Annotated in this window: 20 protein-coding genes; 6 read left to right on the forward strand and 14 right to left on the reverse strand. The window is 36.2% G+C overall.

All coding sequences use genetic code 11. From position 1 onward, the window contains the following. Positions 1-122: 122 nt before the first annotated feature. On the forward strand, positions 123-1,151 hold the full coding sequence (gene splB, locus MHH44_RS18750; protein ID WP_340799319.1) for a spore photoproduct lyase: 1,029 nt from the start codon (positions 123-125) through the stop codon (positions 1,149-1,151). Between the two features lie 67 nt (positions 1,152-1,218). Here splB and MHH44_RS18755 read toward each other — a convergent pair whose 3' ends face one another. The 6 genes from MHH44_RS18755 to MHH44_RS18780 all read right to left on the reverse strand — a co-directional run bounded on the left by MHH44_RS18755 (position 1,219) and on the right by MHH44_RS18780 (position 5,739). Continuing rightward, the gene (locus tag MHH44_RS18755; RefSeq protein WP_340799320.1) at positions 1,219-1,722 is read right to left on the reverse strand and encodes a QueT transporter family protein; all 504 of its coding nucleotides are present in this window, start codon (positions 1,720-1,722) and stop codon (positions 1,219-1,221) included. Between the two features lie 149 nt (positions 1,723-1,871). Next, the gene (locus MHH44_RS18760) at positions 1,872-2,594 is read right to left on the reverse strand and encodes a 3-oxoacyl-ACP reductase (protein ID WP_340799321.1); all 723 of its coding nucleotides are present in this window, start codon (positions 2,592-2,594) and stop codon (positions 1,872-1,874) included. A 55-nt stretch (positions 2,595-2,649) separates the two neighbouring features. After that, entirely contained in the window at positions 2,650-2,871 is a 222-nt protein-coding gene (locus MHH44_RS18765) for a DUF2829 domain-containing protein (RefSeq protein ID WP_008405570.1), read from the reverse strand. Positions 2,872-2,976: 105 nt separating this feature from the next. Beyond that, positions 2,977-3,120 (reverse strand): hypothetical protein, encoded by a 144-nt coding sequence (locus tag MHH44_RS18770; protein ID WP_168214724.1) that lies wholly within the window; start codon positions 3,118-3,120, stop codon positions 2,977-2,979. A 730-nt stretch (positions 3,121-3,850) separates the two neighbouring features. Further along, the gene (locus MHH44_RS18775; RefSeq protein WP_340799322.1) at positions 3,851-4,702 is read right to left on the reverse strand and encodes a DegV family protein; all 852 of its coding nucleotides are present in this window, start codon (positions 4,700-4,702) and stop codon (positions 3,851-3,853) included. Between the two features lie 182 nt (positions 4,703-4,884). Then, on the reverse strand, positions 4,885-5,739 hold the full coding sequence (locus tag MHH44_RS18780) for a dimethylarginine dimethylaminohydrolase family protein (protein WP_340799323.1): 855 nt from the start codon (positions 5,737-5,739) through the stop codon (positions 4,885-4,887). Between the two features lie 173 nt (positions 5,740-5,912). Between MHH44_RS18780 and MHH44_RS18785 the strand changes: the two genes are divergently transcribed. After that, on the forward strand, positions 5,913-6,647 hold the full coding sequence (locus MHH44_RS18785) for a YqcI/YcgG family protein (protein ID WP_087617472.1): 735 nt from the start codon (positions 5,913-5,915) through the stop codon (positions 6,645-6,647). Positions 6,648-6,707: 60 nt separating this feature from the next. Here MHH44_RS18785 and MHH44_RS18790 read toward each other — a convergent pair whose 3' ends face one another. The 3 genes from MHH44_RS18790 to MHH44_RS18800 form a co-directional block, all read right to left on the reverse strand. Continuing rightward, the gene (locus MHH44_RS18790) at positions 6,708-6,989 is read right to left on the reverse strand and encodes a hypothetical protein (RefSeq protein WP_008405562.1); all 282 of its coding nucleotides are present in this window, start codon (positions 6,987-6,989) and stop codon (positions 6,708-6,710) included. Positions 6,990-7,022: 33 nt separating this feature from the next. After that, complete coding sequence (locus MHH44_RS18795; RefSeq protein ID WP_339263257.1) at positions 7,023-7,874, reverse strand: DegV family protein; 852 nt, start codon at positions 7,872-7,874, stop codon at positions 7,023-7,025. 231 nt (positions 7,875-8,105) lie between these two features. After that, positions 8,106-9,011, reverse strand: a complete 906-nt coding sequence (locus MHH44_RS18800; RefSeq protein ID WP_340799324.1) for an NAD(P)/FAD-dependent oxidoreductase — start codon at positions 9,009-9,011, stop codon at positions 8,106-8,108. Positions 9,012-9,327: 316 nt separating this feature from the next. Between MHH44_RS18800 and MHH44_RS18805 the strand changes: the two genes are divergently transcribed. After that, positions 9,328-11,373, forward strand: coding sequence for a methyl-accepting chemotaxis protein (locus MHH44_RS18805; protein ID WP_340799325.1), 2,046 nt, complete (start codon positions 9,328-9,330; stop codon positions 11,371-11,373). A gap of 125 nt (positions 11,374-11,498) precedes the next feature. Here the strand turns inward: MHH44_RS18805 and MHH44_RS18810 are convergent, their stop codons facing one another. Further along, a complete protein-coding gene (locus tag MHH44_RS18810; RefSeq protein ID WP_340799326.1) occupies positions 11,499-12,452 on the reverse strand; it encodes a zinc-binding dehydrogenase in 954 nt (317 codons plus the stop codon). Positions 12,453-12,562: 110 nt separating this feature from the next. Further along, entirely contained in the window at positions 12,563-12,724 is a 162-nt protein-coding gene (locus tag MHH44_RS18815; protein WP_008405556.1) for a hypothetical protein, read from the reverse strand. Positions 12,725-12,911: 187 nt separating this feature from the next. On the opposite strand from MHH44_RS18815, the gene MHH44_RS18820 reads away from it, so the two are divergent. Next, positions 12,912-13,634: a hypothetical protein gene (locus MHH44_RS18820; RefSeq protein ID WP_340799530.1), complete on the forward strand. Its 723-nt coding sequence runs from the start codon at positions 12,912-12,914 to the stop codon at positions 13,632-13,634. Positions 13,635-13,775: 141 nt separating this feature from the next. Then, on the forward strand, positions 13,776-14,036 hold the full coding sequence (locus tag MHH44_RS18825; RefSeq protein WP_051127954.1) for a hypothetical protein: 261 nt from the start codon (positions 13,776-13,778) through the stop codon (positions 14,034-14,036). Positions 14,037-14,193: 157 nt separating this feature from the next. Here the strand turns inward: MHH44_RS18825 and MHH44_RS18830 are convergent, their stop codons facing one another. The 3 genes from MHH44_RS18830 to MHH44_RS18840 form a co-directional block, all read right to left on the reverse strand. Next, on the reverse strand, positions 14,194-15,000 hold the full coding sequence (locus tag MHH44_RS18830; RefSeq protein ID WP_051127955.1) for a CsxC family protein: 807 nt from the start codon (positions 14,998-15,000) through the stop codon (positions 14,194-14,196). Between the two features lie 273 nt (positions 15,001-15,273). Then, positions 15,274-17,307 (reverse strand): hypothetical protein, encoded by a 2,034-nt coding sequence (locus MHH44_RS18835; RefSeq protein ID WP_340799328.1) that lies wholly within the window; start codon positions 17,305-17,307, stop codon positions 15,274-15,276. Positions 17,308-17,398: 91 nt separating this feature from the next. Continuing rightward, entirely contained in the window at positions 17,399-18,157 is a 759-nt protein-coding gene (locus MHH44_RS18840; protein ID WP_340799329.1) for a CsxC family protein, read from the reverse strand. A gap of 156 nt (positions 18,158-18,313) precedes the next feature. Here MHH44_RS18840 and MHH44_RS18845 point away from each other — a divergent pair, with 156 nt between their 5' ends. Continuing rightward, on the forward strand, positions 18,314-19,501 hold the full coding sequence (locus MHH44_RS18845) for a ParM/StbA family protein (RefSeq protein WP_340799330.1): 1,188 nt from the start codon (positions 18,314-18,316) through the stop codon (positions 19,499-19,501).

A 19,501-nucleotide genomic window follows, 5' to 3' on the forward strand; every position in this document is an offset into this window, starting at 1 on the left:
AAGTGGACGAACATACGTAAATGTCTTCCCGTTGCTATCTGCTGCAATTATTCCCACCTCATAAAATCCCTCTCCTTAAGACAAACTAAACCAAAATAAAGAGAAGGTGTTGTGTAAAAAACATGAATAAACCTTTCATCCCTCAGCTTGTTTATTTTGAACCGAAAGCATTGGACTATCCGCTTGGCAAAGAACTAAAAGAAAAGTTTGAAGCGTTAGGCATTGAGATACGGTATACAACTTCCCATAATCAAATACGAGACTTTCCCGGTGATAATGATTTGCAAAAGTATCGAATTGCAAAATCCACTCTTGTCGTTGGTATTCGCAAAACGTTGAAATTTGATACGTCCAAGCCTTCCGCAGAATATGCTATTCCGCTTGCTACAGGTTGTATGGGGCACTGCCATTATTGCTATTTACAAACAACAATGGGAAGCAAACCGTATATTCGCACATATGTGAATGTCGAGGAAATATTTGAAGCGGCTGACCGGTATATTGAAGAACGTGCACCTGAAATTACAAGGTTTGAAGCAGCCTGTACTTCCGATATAGTAGGTTTGGATCACTTAACCCATTCATTAAAGAAGGCGATAGAGCATTTTGGTCAAACCGAGCTGGGCAGGTTAAGGTTTGTCACAAAGTTTCATCATGTTGATCATTTACTCGATGCTAAACATAATGGTCATACGAGATTTCGTTTTAGTATTAACGCGGATTATGTTATAAGAAATTTTGAACCAGGTACATCCTCTCTTGCCCAGCGTATTGAGGCAGCCGGGAAAGTAGCGAGAGCGAGCTATCCTCTTGGGTTTATCGTAGCACCGATTTATCTTCATGACGGTTGGCAGGAAGGTTACTATCATATGTTTAAACGACTTGACGCCGAACTCCCGCAAGACGTTCGGGAAGATATTACATTCGAATTTATTCAGCACCGTTTTACAAAGGCTGCTAAAAATGTGATTAATAAAAACTACCCGAAGACGAAGCTAAAGCTGGACGAATCAGCAAGACGTGTGAAGTGGGGGAAATACGGAATCAGTAAGTATATTTACCAAAAGGACGAAGAAGATGAAATGAAAGAAACACTCTACAGCTACATGGAAAAATTCTTTCCAAATGCAAAGCTGGAATATTTTACTTAATGCAAAAATAAAAGCAGACATTCATTTTTGAACTGTCTGCTTCTTATATTTAACGGTTTTTTAATTATTATTTAGTAAAATCAATTTTCTTTTGTAATAAATAAATTGTGACGCCGCCTACTAGCATTGAAAAGGCTTCCCCCACTGCTACCATTCCGTACGTTGGCCAAAATGGCATATCAAAAACGACCATCAGCTGTGCTGCCACTGTAAACATGGATGCCGTAAAAATAACTCCGGTTACAATAATTTTTAACACTAAGTTTTTCATATTTTTTGTAACGATACGGCAAATTATTAACACAATCAGTGTAGCGATCCCGCCTACCGGTACATCAACCCACCACATCGGCGAAAAGAAGTTTGCAATGACCACACCTAATGTTACTGCTACTATGTAACGTTTATGGAACAGAACTAAATAGTTAAACATCTCCGACAGCCTTAATTGCACGGCTCCGAAACTTATGACAGCCAAAACAAGCGTCACTGCTACATAAAGAGAAGCAACGATCGCAACTTTAGCTGTTTCATGCACGTTGACACGTGATGATGAAACAGAATTTTCCATTATTTAATTTCCTCCTTTATAAAATAGCTAGTTGCTATTTTACTGATAACTATGACCAAAGGAGCATGGGTGCTAGTACCCTGCCAAAGTGCCATAGTGTGATTTTGCACCAATTCATTATGGAGTAAATATTAAATAATGGCAATACTTTATTTGTTCATCCATCCACCATCGACCGGTAATATTGTTGCATGCATATAATCGCTTGCTTCACTCGCTAAAAATAACGTAACATTTGCAACTTCTTCCGGCTTTGCCCATCGACCAGCCGGTGTTTGCTCTGCAACTAATTTCGCCATTTCTCCTGACCCTTCAAAATCGGCCGCATTCATTGGTGTTTCAATCGCTCCCGGTGCAATTCCATTCACACGTATACCTTCCTTACAATAATCATAGGAAAGCTGCTTTGTATAACCGATTACAGCATGTTTGGATGCAGTATATGCCGCTCCCCCGCCACCAGCAACCATTCCTGCGATGGACGCCATATTTACGATAATACCGCGCTTTTGTTTGAGCATTTTCTTTAATACTGCGTTCGTTACAAAGAACATCCCTTTTACATTCACGTTAAAGATTTTGTCCCATAGTGCTTCTTCTGTCTCCAGTGACGGAGCATAACCATCAAGTACGCCGGCTGTATTGCATAAAATATCAATAGACTTTAATTGTCCAATCGTTTCTTCAATAAATTGGTTATCCGCTATACTTCCTACATAGTGATGATACTTATCGTCTGTTATAGCTGCTTTCTGAATATCGATACCAACAACAGTGGCCCCTTCTGTTAAAAAGGCAGCTGCCTGTGCACGACCAATCCCGGATGCGGCCCCCGTTATGACGACCACTTTATTTTCAAATCGGTTTCCCACTGTATTCCCTCCAAAAAAAGAACTGACTTGTATAAAACAAGCCAGCGTAAATTTCTTATAGAACAATTTCCCAATCATCCGCTAAAATATCACAAACTGTCGGTGTAAACATTGTATATCCTTCACCAGTTACATTAATAACAAAGTACGGGTTCATGTCCAAGTCATCCAATGTAGTCGCCGGCACATATTTTACATATAGTTCAGCACCGCCCCAGCCTTTACGGATTATTTTTTCTCCATTTTTTAAACGCGGCAGAATCTCTTCAAATGTCATATTCATCTTCCTTTATGTATTCATATTTCTTACACATATTATAACAATAAGTTAGGAAAATCACATGCACCGGGTACCAAAATGATATCCCGGTGCACCACATCCTTATGTTCCTCTATGCTTTGTTACTTCTTGCGGCGGGTTATTATGAATTACTTGATTAAACTCTTTTGAATACTCCTCACGACGATTCGTATCCTTTGTTTCCTTTTTATCCTTTTTGAAGCTTGTTTTACTTTTTTTCGCCAACTTATTTCACCTCCGAAAACGAATTGGATTCTTATTTATTTTGCGTAAAATTAATGAATGTATGCTGTAATCAAATAAACACCAATTTATTTATATGAAGACAATTTTTAGCGCTTTGTATCCAGATAATTTTACGGGAAAATATTAAAACTTTTTTGTATAAAAAAAAATATTTGACCTATACTATTAAAGATTTCACTTCAAATCTAAGTGACTGGAGGGTTAACCCGATGAGTGCGAAAGATCAATCTCAAAAGGACCAACAAAAACTGAATAAGCTTACACAGAGTATTTTTGGAGTAATCTAAAATTAATCTGAAAGCGAGGCAGTGTGTCATGGAGGATCATAAGTGGTAATCAAAAAAAGAACCTGGAATTAAAACTCCAGGTTCTTTCTTATTTTTCTGCTTAAAAGTTGCCCTACCAAGTGTGACAGATGGGATACATCATATTTTTTTAAAAAACTTTTTCGATTAACGTTTAAAAAATTAAATACGGCCTATACTATTAAAGATTTCACTTCAAATCTAAGTGACTGGAGGGTTAACCCGATGAGTGCGAATGATCAATCTCAAAAGGACCATCAAGAACTGAATATGCTTAAACAGAATATTTTTGGAGCAATCTAAAATTTAATCTGAAAGCGAGGCAGTGTGTCATGGAGGAGCAAAAGTGATAATCATAAAAAGAACCTGGAATTAAAAATCCAGGTTCTTTCTTAGTTTGTTCACTAACGTTCTATCCCTGCAATACCAAATCCACCTGGACCTGCATGAGTTGAAATCATCGCTCCGGCCTGCATCCATCTTACATTCTCAAAGCCGTTTTCCTTCGCGACTTCATCCAAACGTTCTTTAATACGTTCATCAAGTCCTATCGAGTAAATTAAATATAACTGTTTACGATCGATATTGTATTCATTGAAATAATCGTTCATAAGCTTTTCTGCCACACTATCCATTTTGCCACGGTATTTTCTAGTTGAAACAAGTTTACCCTCTTTTAACTCGATGCAAGGCTTTATTTTAAGCAATGCGCCACCGATATATGCGAGATTACTCACCCGTCCCCCGGCTTTTAAAAAGTCTAAACTTCCTGGCAAGAAAGCCAGTCTTGTTTTAGGAACGATTGAATTGATTTTTTCAATTAAGTACTCATGGCTAATCTCAGGTTCTTCTTCAAGCAAATTTGCTGCATACATCACCACTGCACCTAATCCACCCGTTACATTTAACGTATCAATGAGATAAAGATCGTCAAAATCTTCTGCTGCAATTACCGCACTTTGAAAGGAAGCAGATGCTTTTGACGTATAGCCAATGTGAATAATAATGCTTTCAGGAAACTTCAATCGAATATTTGTAAACAAATTATGGTATTCATGGACATTCGTCGCAGCTGTAGAGGGAATTGTTTTCGACCGGTCATAAAATTGAAAAACTTCTTCTACAGATACCTTACCATCCAAATAATCTTTTCCTTCCATAATAACGTGCATCGGTACTACTTGAATTTGATGTTTTTCAACTAGGTCCTTCGGTAAATCCGCGCCACTCTCAGTCGATAAAATAATTCTCTTCATTGTACCTTCCTTTCAAAAGCGCAGTCACTGCTGCAATCTTTTTTGCGTATTCACCTTAAATATACACTAAAAAGGAAGTGCGGGAAGCACAACTTTTAGAATGAGTGTTGTATAAATGACATATAGTAAAAACGAAGTGCGAATAAGACTATTCGCATCGATAATTGGAAGGCATCAAATTTTTATTGCCGTAAAATTGGCATCGAACAGCATCTGAATGAGCCGCCAGATTTAATAATTTCTGAGAAATCAACTTCCAGCACTTCATAACCATGCTGTTTCATTTGATAATTCACATCACGATTAACCGGCAAGCTCAACACACGGTTTTGTCCAATAGAAAGCACATTCGTCCCCATTGAAAACTGCTCGGTTTCACTTACTTCGATCAAATGATACATACTCGACAAAAGATTGACTATTTTTGGTTCGAACGCTTCCGGAAAAATAAGAGCATCTTCTGATGAGAGAATATTGAATACACAGTCTAAATGTAAATATTTTGGGTTAAACGGTATCGGAATAATTTCATAATCGGGTAATTCTTTTTGTAAATTTTGAATTGCTTTTTTGCATGTACGATCACTAATTCCGACAAAGACCCTATTGCCATCAACAATCACATCGCCACCTTCAATGGAATGTAAAGAAAGGTTTTTATAAGCAATTTTATTGTTGCTCAGCCATTGAGCCAATACTTCCTCTTCACCTTGACGGATGGGATTGGCCATTTCAGAAACAAACAAGTGATTTCCAATTGTAAAACCAATATCTCTTGTAAATACTTGTTCCGGATGGTCTTTACTAGGCGGCAGTTTAATTATTTCTACACCGGCATTACGTAACGCTTGCTCAAAGTTTCGGTGCTGCTTAACGGCAAGTTCTTGATCAATATTGTCATCTTCATATTTTTTTTGAACATCATTTATCACTTCTTTAATTTCCATATATTCAGGCTCGCATAATACGACTTGTTTTAAAATTCCATATTCACTTTGACATTGTACGTTAGATTTATTTGAAACTGTTTTAACCATAAGTCATCCTCCAAATTTTCAATTCACCTTTATACCATTCCCTAATTTCTCGATTTCATAAACTATTTCCGATTATTACTAGGTGAATGCTGTTGTTTCAGGAATTTTCCGTTGGGGTATGGACTAACAATAAAAATTAAAATTAGGCGAAGAACATCAATGGAGGAGATTATATGATTACGAAAGGGCAGGCACTATTAACAAAAGAGGATTTCCACAATCGAACAGACTTGCCAAGTTGGCTGTATAGCGAATATGAAACTTTTCATAATACAGTAACGGATAAAACATTCCCATGCTTTTTTGGGATGAGCGGCGAACTAAAAGGCGAACTCCGTTATGCGTATATTACACAGGACGACTGGAGTAATCTGCCTCAAGCAGTTGAAGGTTTTTTAGATTTGTTTAAACAGCCCAATTATAAAAGACACGGTCTCTTTGTTTTTGTGGAGCCTTTTGAACAAGAAGGTGCTCTAGATGATTACCGCAAACAGTTTTGGGATATCCTTCAGTACCTGCATACGGTCGATAAAGTAGAATGGCCGGAAAACAGTCCTCGTGATCCGGATCATTACTTGTGGGATTTTCATTTCGCTGGAGAGCCGATCTTTGTGTTTGGAAATGCTCCTGCATATAAGAAGCGCAAAACCCGCCATTTAGGAAATGCAATGGTACTTGGATTTCAGCCCCGTAAAATATTCCAAGGTTTAGAGGGTACTGAAAAAGGCGGGATTATGTCGAGGGAGAAAGTGCGGAAACGTGTGGAAGTTTGGGATCAGCTACCAAAGCATCCTGATATCGGCCACTTTGGAGATCCGACACATAACGAATGGAAACAATCCTTTATCGGTGATGACATCGTGCCAATTCAAGGAAAATGCCCTTTCCAGCATAAATCATTACTATAAGTTTATAGTTCAAAACAAAAGAACGAGTCCACTGGAAGATTCGTTCTTTTGATATTCGGACTAACCCTGTCTTTTTGACCGAAAAAACATAATAAGCGCAAATAAAAACATAAAAAAAGTGATAATCCATACTAAAAAAAATACTAATCCCAACCCGATATTCGCATCCTGATAATCCATAATTTTATTATCGATTAATGTCCACGTTAATAATACAAGGGCTGCAATACCGATGAAGCTGACTATCATTCTGGAAAGTCCTTTACTTATATAATAGCTGAAAATAAGTAAAGCGATTAAAAGAAAATAAGTTAGTGCTGATAACCATACAATTTTATCCATACTGTATCTACCCCTCAACAATCGAAACATTTACTAACGTTCTAATCCGGCAACCCCAAACCCGCCTGGACCAGCATGCGTAGATATTCCCGCTCCGGCTTGCATCCATTTCACATTTTCGAATCCTTTCCCTCTTGCAATTTCAACCATCCGATTTTTAATACTTTCATCAAGTCCAATAGAGTAAATCAAAAATAGCAGTTTTCTATCAATATTATATTCATTTAAAAAATCCCGCATAAACTTTTCTGCTACAATACTCATCTTCCCGCGATAGTTTCTTATTGAAACAAGTTTCCCATCCTTTAATTCAATACAAGGCTTTATTTTCAACAATGCTCCACCAAGATAAACTAGATTACTTACCCTTCCACCCGCTTTCAAAAAGTCGAGACTGCCTGGAAGAATCGCAAGCCTTGTTTTCGGAACAAAGGATTCTATTTTCTCTATTAAACGATTATGGTCAATGGAAGGTTCATGTTCAAGCAAAATGGCCGCATACATGACGATTGCAGCTAATCCCCCTGTTATATTTAATGAATCAACAAGGAAAAGGTCGTCAAATTCTTTTGCAGCAATGACCGCACTTTGAAAAGTGACGGATGCTTTTGATGTACAACCAATGTGAATAATGAGACTATCCGGAAAATCCGATCTGATTTTTGAAAAGAAATCATGATACTCCTGTACATTAGTTGCTGCAGTAGATGGGATTTTCTTAGTGCGATTATAATATTCAAAAACTTCTTCTACAGATAGCTCTCCGTCCAAATAATCTTTTCCATCCATAATGATGTGCATGGGAGCTACTTGAATTTGATATTTTTCAACGAGTTCTTTCGGTAAATCTGCTCCACTGTCAGTTGATAAAATAATCTTTCTCATCGTATACACCTTCCACTTTACGCAGCCATTTCTGCGTACTTATTATTTTTATCTATAGTTATTACTGTAATATAAACTTACTTATAGATTAATTGAACCTCTACTATATTTATATGTAAGAGTTAGATTAGCATTACCTTGTTATGACATGCTCAATAGAAAAAAACGAATTCTTTTTCAAAAATTCGTTTTGTAATTTTAGTACTCATAATTTTTTGTTCTACTTCTAATTTAAAAACGTTCCTCAGTAAGATCAACATTTACAGAAACTGCCGCTTTATTTCCTCTGGCAGCCGAAATCATTAAGGAAGACGGTCGGGCTGTCTCGGTTTCTCCTGCAATATAAACATTTTTTTCAGATGTTCTGCCAACGCCATCTGTTATAACTTTTCCATTTTCATGTATTTCACACCCTAACATTTCCACTAGTTTATTAGGACGGTAATAGGTCGGCGCTACAAAACCATATGAACGCTTTACTGTTTCTCCTGACTCAAATTCTATTTTTTCTAAATAGCCTTCATTACCAATTAAAGTTTTTATTTGATCCTCTATTATTTTGATCTTTCGTCTTTCTAACTGCGACACCGCCTCTTTCGATAGTTTAAGGCCATTCGTTAGAACAACTAAATCTTTTGACCAGTTATAAATTAGTTTAGTTAAATGCATTACATGATCTTCTTTTTCCGCGATCACAACTAAAGGTTTATCCCGCTGTTCCCAACCATCGCAGTAAGGGCAGCTAAATAAACTTTTCCCATAATAGTTTCTTATGCTCGGTATGAAAAAAACCTCTTGAATTCCTGTAGCCAATATAATTTTTTCTGTCACATACTCCTGCTTGTTAGACGCTTTGACAGTAAATCTTTCATTATCTGTGTCCTTAATTATTTCAGTAACGGTTGCATTCACATAGGATACCGATGGATAGTTATCCAATTCTTGCAATCCCATTTCTCTGAACTCCTGTGGATTTGTCCGATCCCGCGTAATAAATCCACGGGCCTCATCTGTCACGCGATTGCGATTCGTTTTATCATCGATTAATACAATCTCTCTCCTAGCTCTACCTAAAACTAAACTCGCACTTAATCCTGCCGGTCCGCCGCCGATAATAATACAATCCAATACATCCACTTTTTTTCACCCACTTAATTTGTTTCTAATTTCATTAAATTCCCAGTATTTATATAGAAAAAACATCAATAATTCTTTATGCCCTATCTTGGATATTTTGAACCAAAAAACCAGAAGTATCCTTTAGTAAAAAATTTTCTATAAAATATTTAATGAATAGTAAAATAAATCAAAAAATTATAACTTTTAAATATATATTATAATTTACTGAAAAATTAATAGACAAAAGTCCCGTGATAATATATCCTTAATTCGTCTTCAAACCCCTCATTTTGGGAATGAAAGTAAATACATAGGTAAAAGGTAGATGTAAAACATGAATATATTCAGTAATTTAACTATAAAAACTAAGTGGATGATGTTCATTTCACTCGCTGTTATTTTAGCAGTCGTCATCACAGTTATTTTTAGTCAGTGGACAGTACGAAATATTTTAACGGAAGAAAATGAGCAAACTTCTTCTAATAATGCAAAAAATGCTGTTGATCAAGTGTCCTTAGGCTTAGAAAATTATGAAACAAATCTTCTGCAGTTCGGTCAGGTTATCGAAACGATTTTACAAAATGAACAGGTTGATTATTTACAAATCGATAAAATTACCCGCACATTGAAAGAGAATAATAAAAATTATTTATCCGTATATTACATGGACTTTAATACCGGAAAATTACATGTCACACCTCAAATCGATTATGAATGGGATGTACGTGATTCTCAAACATTCGCGAAATTGAACGCAAACCCCAACCTACAATGGATGGATGTCTATTTGGATACTGGTGTAAACAAGCTGATGACTTCTGTTATCGCCCCGGTATTTAAAAACGATGAACTTGTTGGTGCGGTCGGCTATGATATTGATTTCTCAACAATTGGTACAATTCGTGAAGGAATTGAAGCCAAATCATCTTCAAAATTAATGATTGTCGATCCAAATGGATTGATTATATCTTCATTTATTGAAGATGGGGACGGGAAAAATATTATTGCGGATAATTCCGGTAAAATTGAAGGGGTTACGGATTTATTAGATACTGCCAAATTAGAAGCAGAGTTTAAATGGCTCTCCGATGCCAAAAATGGAAGCAATAAAATTGAACAGTTTGAATGGAATGAAGTGAATTATACAGGTGAAGTTCAGGTAATCGAGAAAAATAATTGGCAAATTGTTTCATTAGTAGATGCTAATAGTTATGCACAGCAGTTAAAAGATTTAACAATTGCAGGTTGGATATCATTAGTAATCGGGCTAATAATAGGTTGTTTAATTGCCTATTTCATGGCACGAAAATTAGTAGAGATTTTTAATAACTTTAAAAAAGTATTCGAAAAAACAGCGAGTGGCGACTTTATTTCACGTTTTGAAACAAAGTCAAATGACGAAATTGCAGACTTGGCAAATCACTACAACAAAATGCTTGATGAGGTCCGCAATTTAATTAACCAAGTAAATGAAAATTCATTACAAATTCAACATTCTTCAAACAGTTTAGCGATTATTGCGAAGGAAAATGAGCAAGCGTTAAATAATGTCTCAAACAGCATTGAAGAAATTGCTATGAATACAAGCACACAAGCAGAAAAAATGCATGATGGTTCTACAGCTATTCATGTATTGGCCGATGGTATAGAATCTATAGAATTAAAAACTCAGCAAATGGTAAATGATGCAGACGAAGCATTGGTTGAAGTGCATTCGAGTATTGGTAAGGTTCAACAATTGGAAACATCCTATGCGAATTTAGAGCGAGCGTTCAATGAAGTAACGGTTGTAACCGGACAGTTAGATGGAAAAACTAAATCCATTTCAAAAGTAACGGATGTAATTGCTCAAATTACTGAACAAACAAATTTACTTGCACTTAATGCTTCAATTGAAGCTGCTCGAGCAGGTGAACATGGTAAAGGTTTTGCGGTTGTGGCAGATGAAGTAAGAAGCTTAGCAGAAAGTTCTAAAGCGGCAACAACTAATATTCAGCAAATTATTCTAAGTATTTTAGAAGATACTGAGCAACTCGTTCAAGTAATGAAGCAAACAAATGAGATTAGCGAAGATCAGAAGTCAGCAGTTAATACTGTAGATAATGCTATTAAACAGCTGTCCGATACATTGGAAAATATGAAAGTATCAATATCAAACACGATGGAAAATGTATCAACAATGCAACAGCAAAAAAATGTCGTTGTATCTTCAATTGCAGTTGTTAATGAAATGACAACAGAAGTTACAGCAGAGACTCAAGAAATTGCAAGTTCAATTGAAGAACAAACGTCTGCTACTTCTGAAGTAACGATGCATGCTACTCATTTAAATAACCAGGTTGAAAAATTAACTGAGTCGGTTTCTAAATTTAAGCTCTAGTCAACAGTAAGATAGTAATAGGCAATTTTTCAAAATTAAAAGCAGTTCAAATTTTAACTAAAATTTGAACTGCTTTTTATATGTCGTAAATACATCGAAGAGAAGAATTTCTATGATCTAAATTACTATTCAAATACAGCTACTAAACGACCTTTTACCTCATGGTTTTTCAGTTTCTCGATACCTTTGTCGACTTCTTCAAATGGAATTGTAATCAGATTCGGGCTCATTTTTCCAGTAGCAAAACAATCATATACACCTTGTAAGTCCTCGACTGATCCGCCATTACTTCCTAAAAGTTTAATTTCTTTTGTAATCATTAAATACGTGTTGATATTGGATTCCAGTTTCCCCATCCCAACAATTACAACTGTGCCTTGTACTTTTACAGCTTCCAATGCATCAGATGTTGTTTGTCCGAAACCGGCAAAGTCAACAATGACGTCACATTCCGCTTCTTTCATATCAAGAATCGTATCGTAAACTTTATGGGCACCCAGTTCATCAGCAAGTTTACGCGCGTCTGGAGAAACATCGGTAGCATATACTTTGCATCCTTTAATTAATGCCATTTGTAGAGCAAATTGTCCAAGTCCGCCGACTCCGATGATTCCTAATTTTGTTCCTTCTTTTGCTTGCCCGATACTAAAAAGAGCTCGATAAGCTGTGATTCCGGCATCTGTTGAAGCAGCACCTTCTACAAAGGACACGCCCTCGGGAATAACTAAAAATTGATGTTCAGGTACACGCACTTTTTCTGCGTACCCACCATCATAGTTGTATCCGGCTGTTACTTTCGTGGCCCTATCCATCGGGTTAACGCCAACGCGGTCCCCAACTTCAATATTTTTTACACCTTCACCAACTTCAATTACAACCCCGGCAAACTCATGTCCCATAATAACAGGGCCGTTAGGGAAAAGTGGCATCCACCCTGGATCCTGTAATGCCGCTACATCTGAATGACATAGGCCGGCAGCTTTTACATCAATCACAACCTGACCCGGAATTGCTTTTGGATCCTCTTTCTCAATCAATTCTAACGGTTTGTTTGTACCTGAGAATAACCAACCTTTCACACAATGCCCTCCTCTTTATATGCCGATAAATTAACCGATGCCAGTAAATAAAAAAAAACCAAACCCCAATAAACATTATTAATGAATATCGGGGCTGGGTTATAAAAATCTTAACAGTCTTTTTTATTCTGTTTTTGGTTTTGATTTTGGTTGAAGTTTACTTCCTCAGCAAATTCTTCTCTGTTTTCACGTGGTCTGTTAGCATTTTGATTTTGATTCTGCTGCTTTTTGTTATCCTGAGTTTTATTGTTTTTGTGTTTATTGTTCCCCATTCCAACTCACCTCCACTAACAGTGTGTGTTGAAATAATTTTTCTATCCGCATTGTCTAATTAAGCTTCATTGTGAAATCATGTAAATTCTCTTTATTTCCGACCAAATTTTCACCAACCGTAATGTACCTGAGTATGCTAGTAAAAGAGTCTAATTTCGAATGAAAATAGAGAGGAATGACAAACAAATGTATCCTTATTATACAAATGGTATTTTCACCTATCCACTCAGTGCTTCATATCCCCAACCTTTTTCACAATACACTGCACCGCTTCGGCATTTTTTAACTCAAAAGCAAAGCTATTTGGATCAACGTTGTATAAGTAAAACCGAGTCCGATTATATGGCGATGAATCGATTGCTTTGGATGGAGCATGTCAACTGGACGAGGATGACAATTACAAGCATTGTGTTCCAATTGCCTGACTTACCATTTGTACAGAAGCGTCTACTGCAAAATGCGACCGATTTAGGCAATTATCTAAGGCCTTTTTATGGTGACCAAATTGCAGATCATTATGCCAAACTCATTCAAGATCACCTAGTCATTGCTGCCGAACTTGTAACAGCGGCTGTGAAAGGTGATACAAACACAGTGAACGCTAAAGAGAAAGAATGGTATAAAAATGCGGATGACATTGTCTTATTTTTAAGCAATATTAATCCATATTTAAGGAAAGACGATCTGCAGGAAATGTTCTATAAGCATTTAGAGTTAACTGAAAACGAAGCCGTGACAATGATTCAAAAAAATTACCAGGCCGATATTGAGGCGTTTGATCAAATTGAGACAGAGGCATTGGCTATGTCTGATATGATTGCATCAGCAATAGTCATGCAATTTTATTATCGATTTAGATGCCCAACAATACTCATTCAAAATCACTTTGGCAACACTTTTCCCTTATAATAAGAGGAATTACTTTTACACGAGGTGACTGACTTGGATCTTTCCAACATATTTATTGCCTTCATACTCAGCCTGTAACGGTCCAATTTATTCTTTGGGGGACTTTTACAGGCTGAGCCTTAGCCCAAGGAGTTGATGGTAATGAAGCAACACAATAAAAACCGAAGTCGAACCTATTATCGACATCATCGAAAAAGAGTCATTCAACGTAAAACTAAAATTGCAGAACAAATTGGATGGCATGCTCGTTTTACAGGGTATTTTGCAAAGGGAAAAATCCATTGTTCATGCCGGATGTGTTCTCAAAAGACGAAATTGGATGGATTTCCACATTCTCAAAGCATTCAATTAGAACGCCTGGACAGTCAATTAACCGATTTTTATAGCGAAAATAATGTTTAATATAATTTTAGGACGAGGTAATCACATCCCCTGCTTTTCATTGTAGTCTTCTTTGGAAAAGCCAATTTTGAATAAGGTTTCCGACCAAAAAAGCATCCAAAATCGAGTAAACGATTTTGGATGCCTCTTAATAGTTACTGAACAAACTAACTTACTTTTACTCTTCTGTTGTTGTAGTATCTTCTGCAGCAGCTACAGTAGGAGGAGGAGTTAAAGCAAACAGGTTAGGAACTTGTGCTTGTGCTGTTGTACCTAATCTGATTTGCTGTACTTGTAATACTTTTAAAGTAAGGTCTAGCACAATTTTTTCACGTAAAGTGTGGAATGAACCATCATGATATGTGGAATGTGGTGAAAAATCAAGTTCATAGAAATTGGCAGCAACTAACTCACCATATGGCTGCTCATTGTATTTCACAAGATTTTGGAAGAAATATTTATCCAAACGAGCGTCCATTTGAGTTTTTTCGTTAAGGAAATTAGCTTCTGCATTTTCTGAAATACCAATAATTGGAGCACTTACGAAATCAGTTCCTGATAATTCTGCAAAACCTGAAAACCGAACATTTGCAATTCGATCCTGAAGTGGTGCATTGTAATCTGCTGAAGCATATTCAATATTTTTACGAATATGCCCTGCTACAAATAATTTAGCGGTTGTTACTCTGAAATAGTCAGTAGTCCCAATTCGTGTGAATCTTACCGGTACTAGTTTTACTTGATCTAAGAATACATGTTTTTTAACTCGTTTAATTTCAGTTGCCGGCGGATAAAGGGAAATATCTGACTCTACGACAATTTGAAGCGTTCTTTCTGCAAGGATTACTGGAATTTTAAATCTAGCAGCTTGAGGTGTTAAAGTAAAGTCAAGGCCTGAATCAGTTACAGGAATTTGTTGCTGAGATTTGACCCCATGATCCTCCGCCTGCTTATGATTTTTGGCTGGCTTGCAGTTATCGTTCATTGAATAGCCATCATTCATTGAATAGCCATCATTCTTTGAATAATTTTGATCCATTATCTAAACCCTCTTTCATTTTTTGTTAGAGCCAAAGTTTCACTCTACATTCCTAACATATGTAATGATGTATTTATGTTATAGGCTAGTAAAATAGTCATATGATTCAATTTCAAAACATTTTTTCTATATAATTTCAATTTTCAGCCTTTTAAGCATAACTACTTGCTAATAAAAAAGCGTGTCCTCCTTATTTCCATAAAAAATGCTACTCAATGATTATTTCGAGTAGCAATCCAGGTCAACAAATTGTTCTTGCAAAAAATGAATAGATAATTGAGCGAACCCGTTAACTTGAAGTTGTTTTTCCGTTGAATTTAGTTCTTGGTGCCAAACAAAATGGACTTGCTTTAATTGACTTTGAATAGATTCTGCAAATTTTTGTTTAGCTTCATAGTGGTAATTGGGATCATGTTCATGATGGGCTTGGAACATAAATTCTTCTTGTTTGCGAAAAGGTGTATCAGGTAAGGTTAACCAGTGAATATTTTCAGCTTTTTTCCATGGAATAGTGACTTTTAACGTTTGGATATTATTTTCTAATTCTTTGTTACTAAATGCAATTTCTGCAATGAATTCACCTTTTAAAAACACTGTCTTTGAAGGTAATACAACATTACAATCAAGCGATTGGACGGACCATTCTACTTTTAATATATTATCAAGCGACAATAACAAATCAATTGTTTCAATAATATCAATATCTGTTTCCAATTCAGTCAGCAATACGGGCATTTTGACAGTTATTTTTTTTTTGTTTTCGACAGAATCGTTAAAATAAGTATTTTTTTGAAGAAGCTGATCACCGTCAACTTCGTTAAAACCCGCTATTTGATAAGGGTTATTTTTGTTAATATAATAATTTCTTCTCTTCTTTTCGATAGAAGGTTTTTTTTGACATAGTTGAAGTTCATGCTTTGAAAAATCTTCTCTTTCAACAGACTTTGTCTCCCTAAAGTTTGTAAATGAACTGTTTTGTTTTTCTTTCTGCAATTCATCGCTTTCTGAAAGAATTGTAATGAATTTATCTGCAAGCTTTTCAGTATTTTCATTCGGCGCATCAATCTCTTCTGCGATCATATTGTCATCGCTTTCTTCCTGCAGTTCATCGTCGTTTTCTAAAAGCATGGTATAGAATTTATCTGCAAGCGTATCGGTATTTTCATTCGACCCATCGATCTCTTCTGCGATCATATTGCCATCGCTTTCTTCCTGCAGTTCATCGTCGTTTTCTAAAAGCATGGTATAGAATTCATCTGCAAGCGTATCGGTATTTTCATTCGACCCATCAATCTCTTCTGCAATTATATTGGCATCTTGTTCTTCCTGCAGTTCATCGTCGTTTTCTAAAAGCATTATATAGAATTTATCTGCAGGCGTTTCGGTATTTCCATCCAACTTTTCAGTATCTGCTTCAATCTTGGTACTGTCTTGTTCTTCTTCCTGCGGCTCATCGATTTTTGAAAACAAGGTGAAGAAATTATCTTCTGTCGTGTCATTATACGTTTCAACGTATTCTTCATTCATGCCTCGCATTTCTTCATGGGATTCATCTATTTCCTTTTCTTCCTGCAGTTCATCACTTTCTGAAAGTATTTCGGAGAAAAAATCTTCCAAAATGCTCGTATTTTCATTTAATGAATGACGCCCAGACTCAAACTCGTCAAATAGCATGTTAGAATAATGGTCGCCTTTTGTAAGAACTTTATGTTCAGTAACATTTTTATTATCCTCGTCATTGGAATATTCATCACCGTATTTATTTTCAGATATGGGTAGACTTTCACTCGAATTAAAAAAGGAATCGTTCTCAAATTCACTTTCTGGAAGAGTTGCAAATCCTTCATTTTTTGAAGACGTATCATCAAGCATGAGAGAGAATTCCTTCGCTAAAGTGGAAACTACTTCTTCCTTGTCCTTTTCTCTGTTTTTGCTTTCAGAAATAACGAATGGTAACCTTTCTTTTGAATTTTCATTCAAAGGCTTTTGCACCGAGTCAACTTTAGGTGGTGAAAAAAGAACTGGTTTTGAATCAGTTCTTTTTCCTAACCGATCATTTAAATAGATGGGATGTTTTTTTGTTTTTTCATACTGATTGTTTTTTTGACTATGTCGAGTTTCATTCTGTTCAAATCCTTGATGATTGTTTAAAGAAAATTGGATACTATTCGAGGTTGTTGGATTTTTATAATAATCATGAATCTTACCTTGATATGTGTCGGGGTCTACATATGGATTCCGGAAATTATTCATGGCTTTTGGAAGGAATGCTCCTACGCACCCCCTCCCTTCCCCTCCTTACGAAAAGTTAAAGATTCTTTTCAGTCAATTAAATCTAAAATCTTTAACAATAGTCATCACAATCATCATTTGTTGTTGAAGATACACGTATTTGTTGGTTTTGAAGTACTTTTACCGTTATATCAACAACCATTTTTTCTTCAACTTGAGTAAAAACCCCTTCACCTATAGGAGCATCCTTTGATAAATGTTTTCGATCAATCGCTTCATCCCATTCAATAATATTACTGGATACTAACTCGCAGAATGGTAATTCATTATAATATTGAGTGGAGTTTTGATGAAACTGAGAAAGATCGCTTGATAAAAATTCATCTTTTTCCGGAAAGCCGCTTGGCAATGTATCTGCAATTAAAAAATCGAACTCACTCCGAGTGTTGAGTGCAGGCTGAACAGGTTTTCTCAAATAGTGTTTGATTTCCGTTACACAACTAAAAGGAACATCAACCGTTAAGGAATTTATGCTGGATGAAATGGTTTTTAATGTACATTCCGGCTCTGTCATCGGAGTCGCATATTGAATATTTTTTCGCACAAACCCTTTAATAAATAATTTATTTGTCGGCAGAAGCAATCTGCATTGTACTAGTTTAATCTGTTTTTTAACATCTTTTATTTCCAAGACAGGCTTGGGGAATTTAATACAGGCATCTAAGTTTACTTGTACTGTAAGTTCAGCCAATACTACCGGAACTCTTGTATATATTTTCCCAATACTTACATGGGGGTTATGAGGTTTATTATCACACTCATTTAAATTTGACGAGATTTTACATACATCACTTTTTTTATCTTCGAACATCTTGCCCCTCCTAAATATCAATTAGTGCATCATATGCGGGCTAAATGCCCACCCTCTGGGCGAATACCTAAAATCGTATTTAGCAGGAAATTAATAAGTACAGGCACGTGTGGGCCATTGTTCTGCATACAATTAAAAATGAGAGGTGAGTGAAATATGGAAGGGAAAAACCTTCTTGCGGTAGATTGCGGGAATAGCTGGTATAAAGCTTTGTCATCTGATGACGGATATTATGGGGATTATCAGATACCAAACGCAATCTCTTTGTACGATGAGGAATTTCATGAAAAACCTTATGATGAGGAAGATATTAAATTTGAAGAAAATCTGATCATTGAACTCAAAAGTCATGCCATTATCGACAAAAGGGAAATATTCTATATAGGAAAGGCAGCCACTAAACAACGTGATGTAAGTTTAACCGGATTCAATAATCAAAAGGTTACCGAAGATCGCACTTATATTCTGTTATTTGGTTTAGCTGCTTTCCATGCGATATGCATAAACCCTAAGGAAACCGAAATCCACTATCACATTGATCAATTAGCGGTATCTTTGCCAACTACTCAATATAAGCAAATGAAGGAAAAATTTAGACAACAGTTAGTAGGGACACATACAGTTATTTTTCATAAGGTACCAGGTGTCTCAGATCCAAAAGAAATAACTGTAAAATTATATGTAGAAGATGTCATTATTGGAGCGGAAGGTGCTTGTGCTTACCTCGGATTAACACGAGATCAAGAGACACTGGGAATCAAAGATGATGAGCTTGTCAAGGATTCACAGAAAGGGATAATTATTGGGGATCTAGGTGGAGATTCTGTTGATTTTGTCGGAATCAAGAATAATAAACCAGTTGCTTCTGTAGAAGGCGAAACATTTGGCATCAATCAATTCCTCGATAATATTATTCAAAAGGTGAGTAAAAATGAATTTTATAAATTTGATTCTCGGGCGGAATTAGAAGAAAAACTGGCTGCCGGACAATCTGAATGGTATGTGGAGCCTTTTGCAGGTGTCAGAAAAGATATAAGTAAATATATTGTTCCACAATTAAAATCACTGGCCATCAAGTATTTGGAACATTTTGATCGGGTTAGAAGCAGTTCTAGCGAAATTAAAGGAGCTACGCGATATATCGCTGTCGGAGGCGCTGCCAAACTAGCACAGAAGCAAATACAGGAAGTAGCTGTTCGTTGGGCAGATAGAGGACGGCCAATTCAATTGACATTCCCCGAAAATATGGAAAAATTGAATGTTCATGGCTTGATGATTCTTGCAAAAATGAAGCAAATTAAGGCTCAAACAGAAACTGAAAACCTCATCTCTGTGAGAAATTAA

The sequence above is a fragment of the Solibacillus sp. FSL K6-1126 genome (genome assembly GCF_038003445.1).
Taxonomy (GTDB): domain Bacteria; phylum Bacillota; class Bacilli; order Bacillales_A; family Planococcaceae; genus Solibacillus; species Solibacillus silvestris.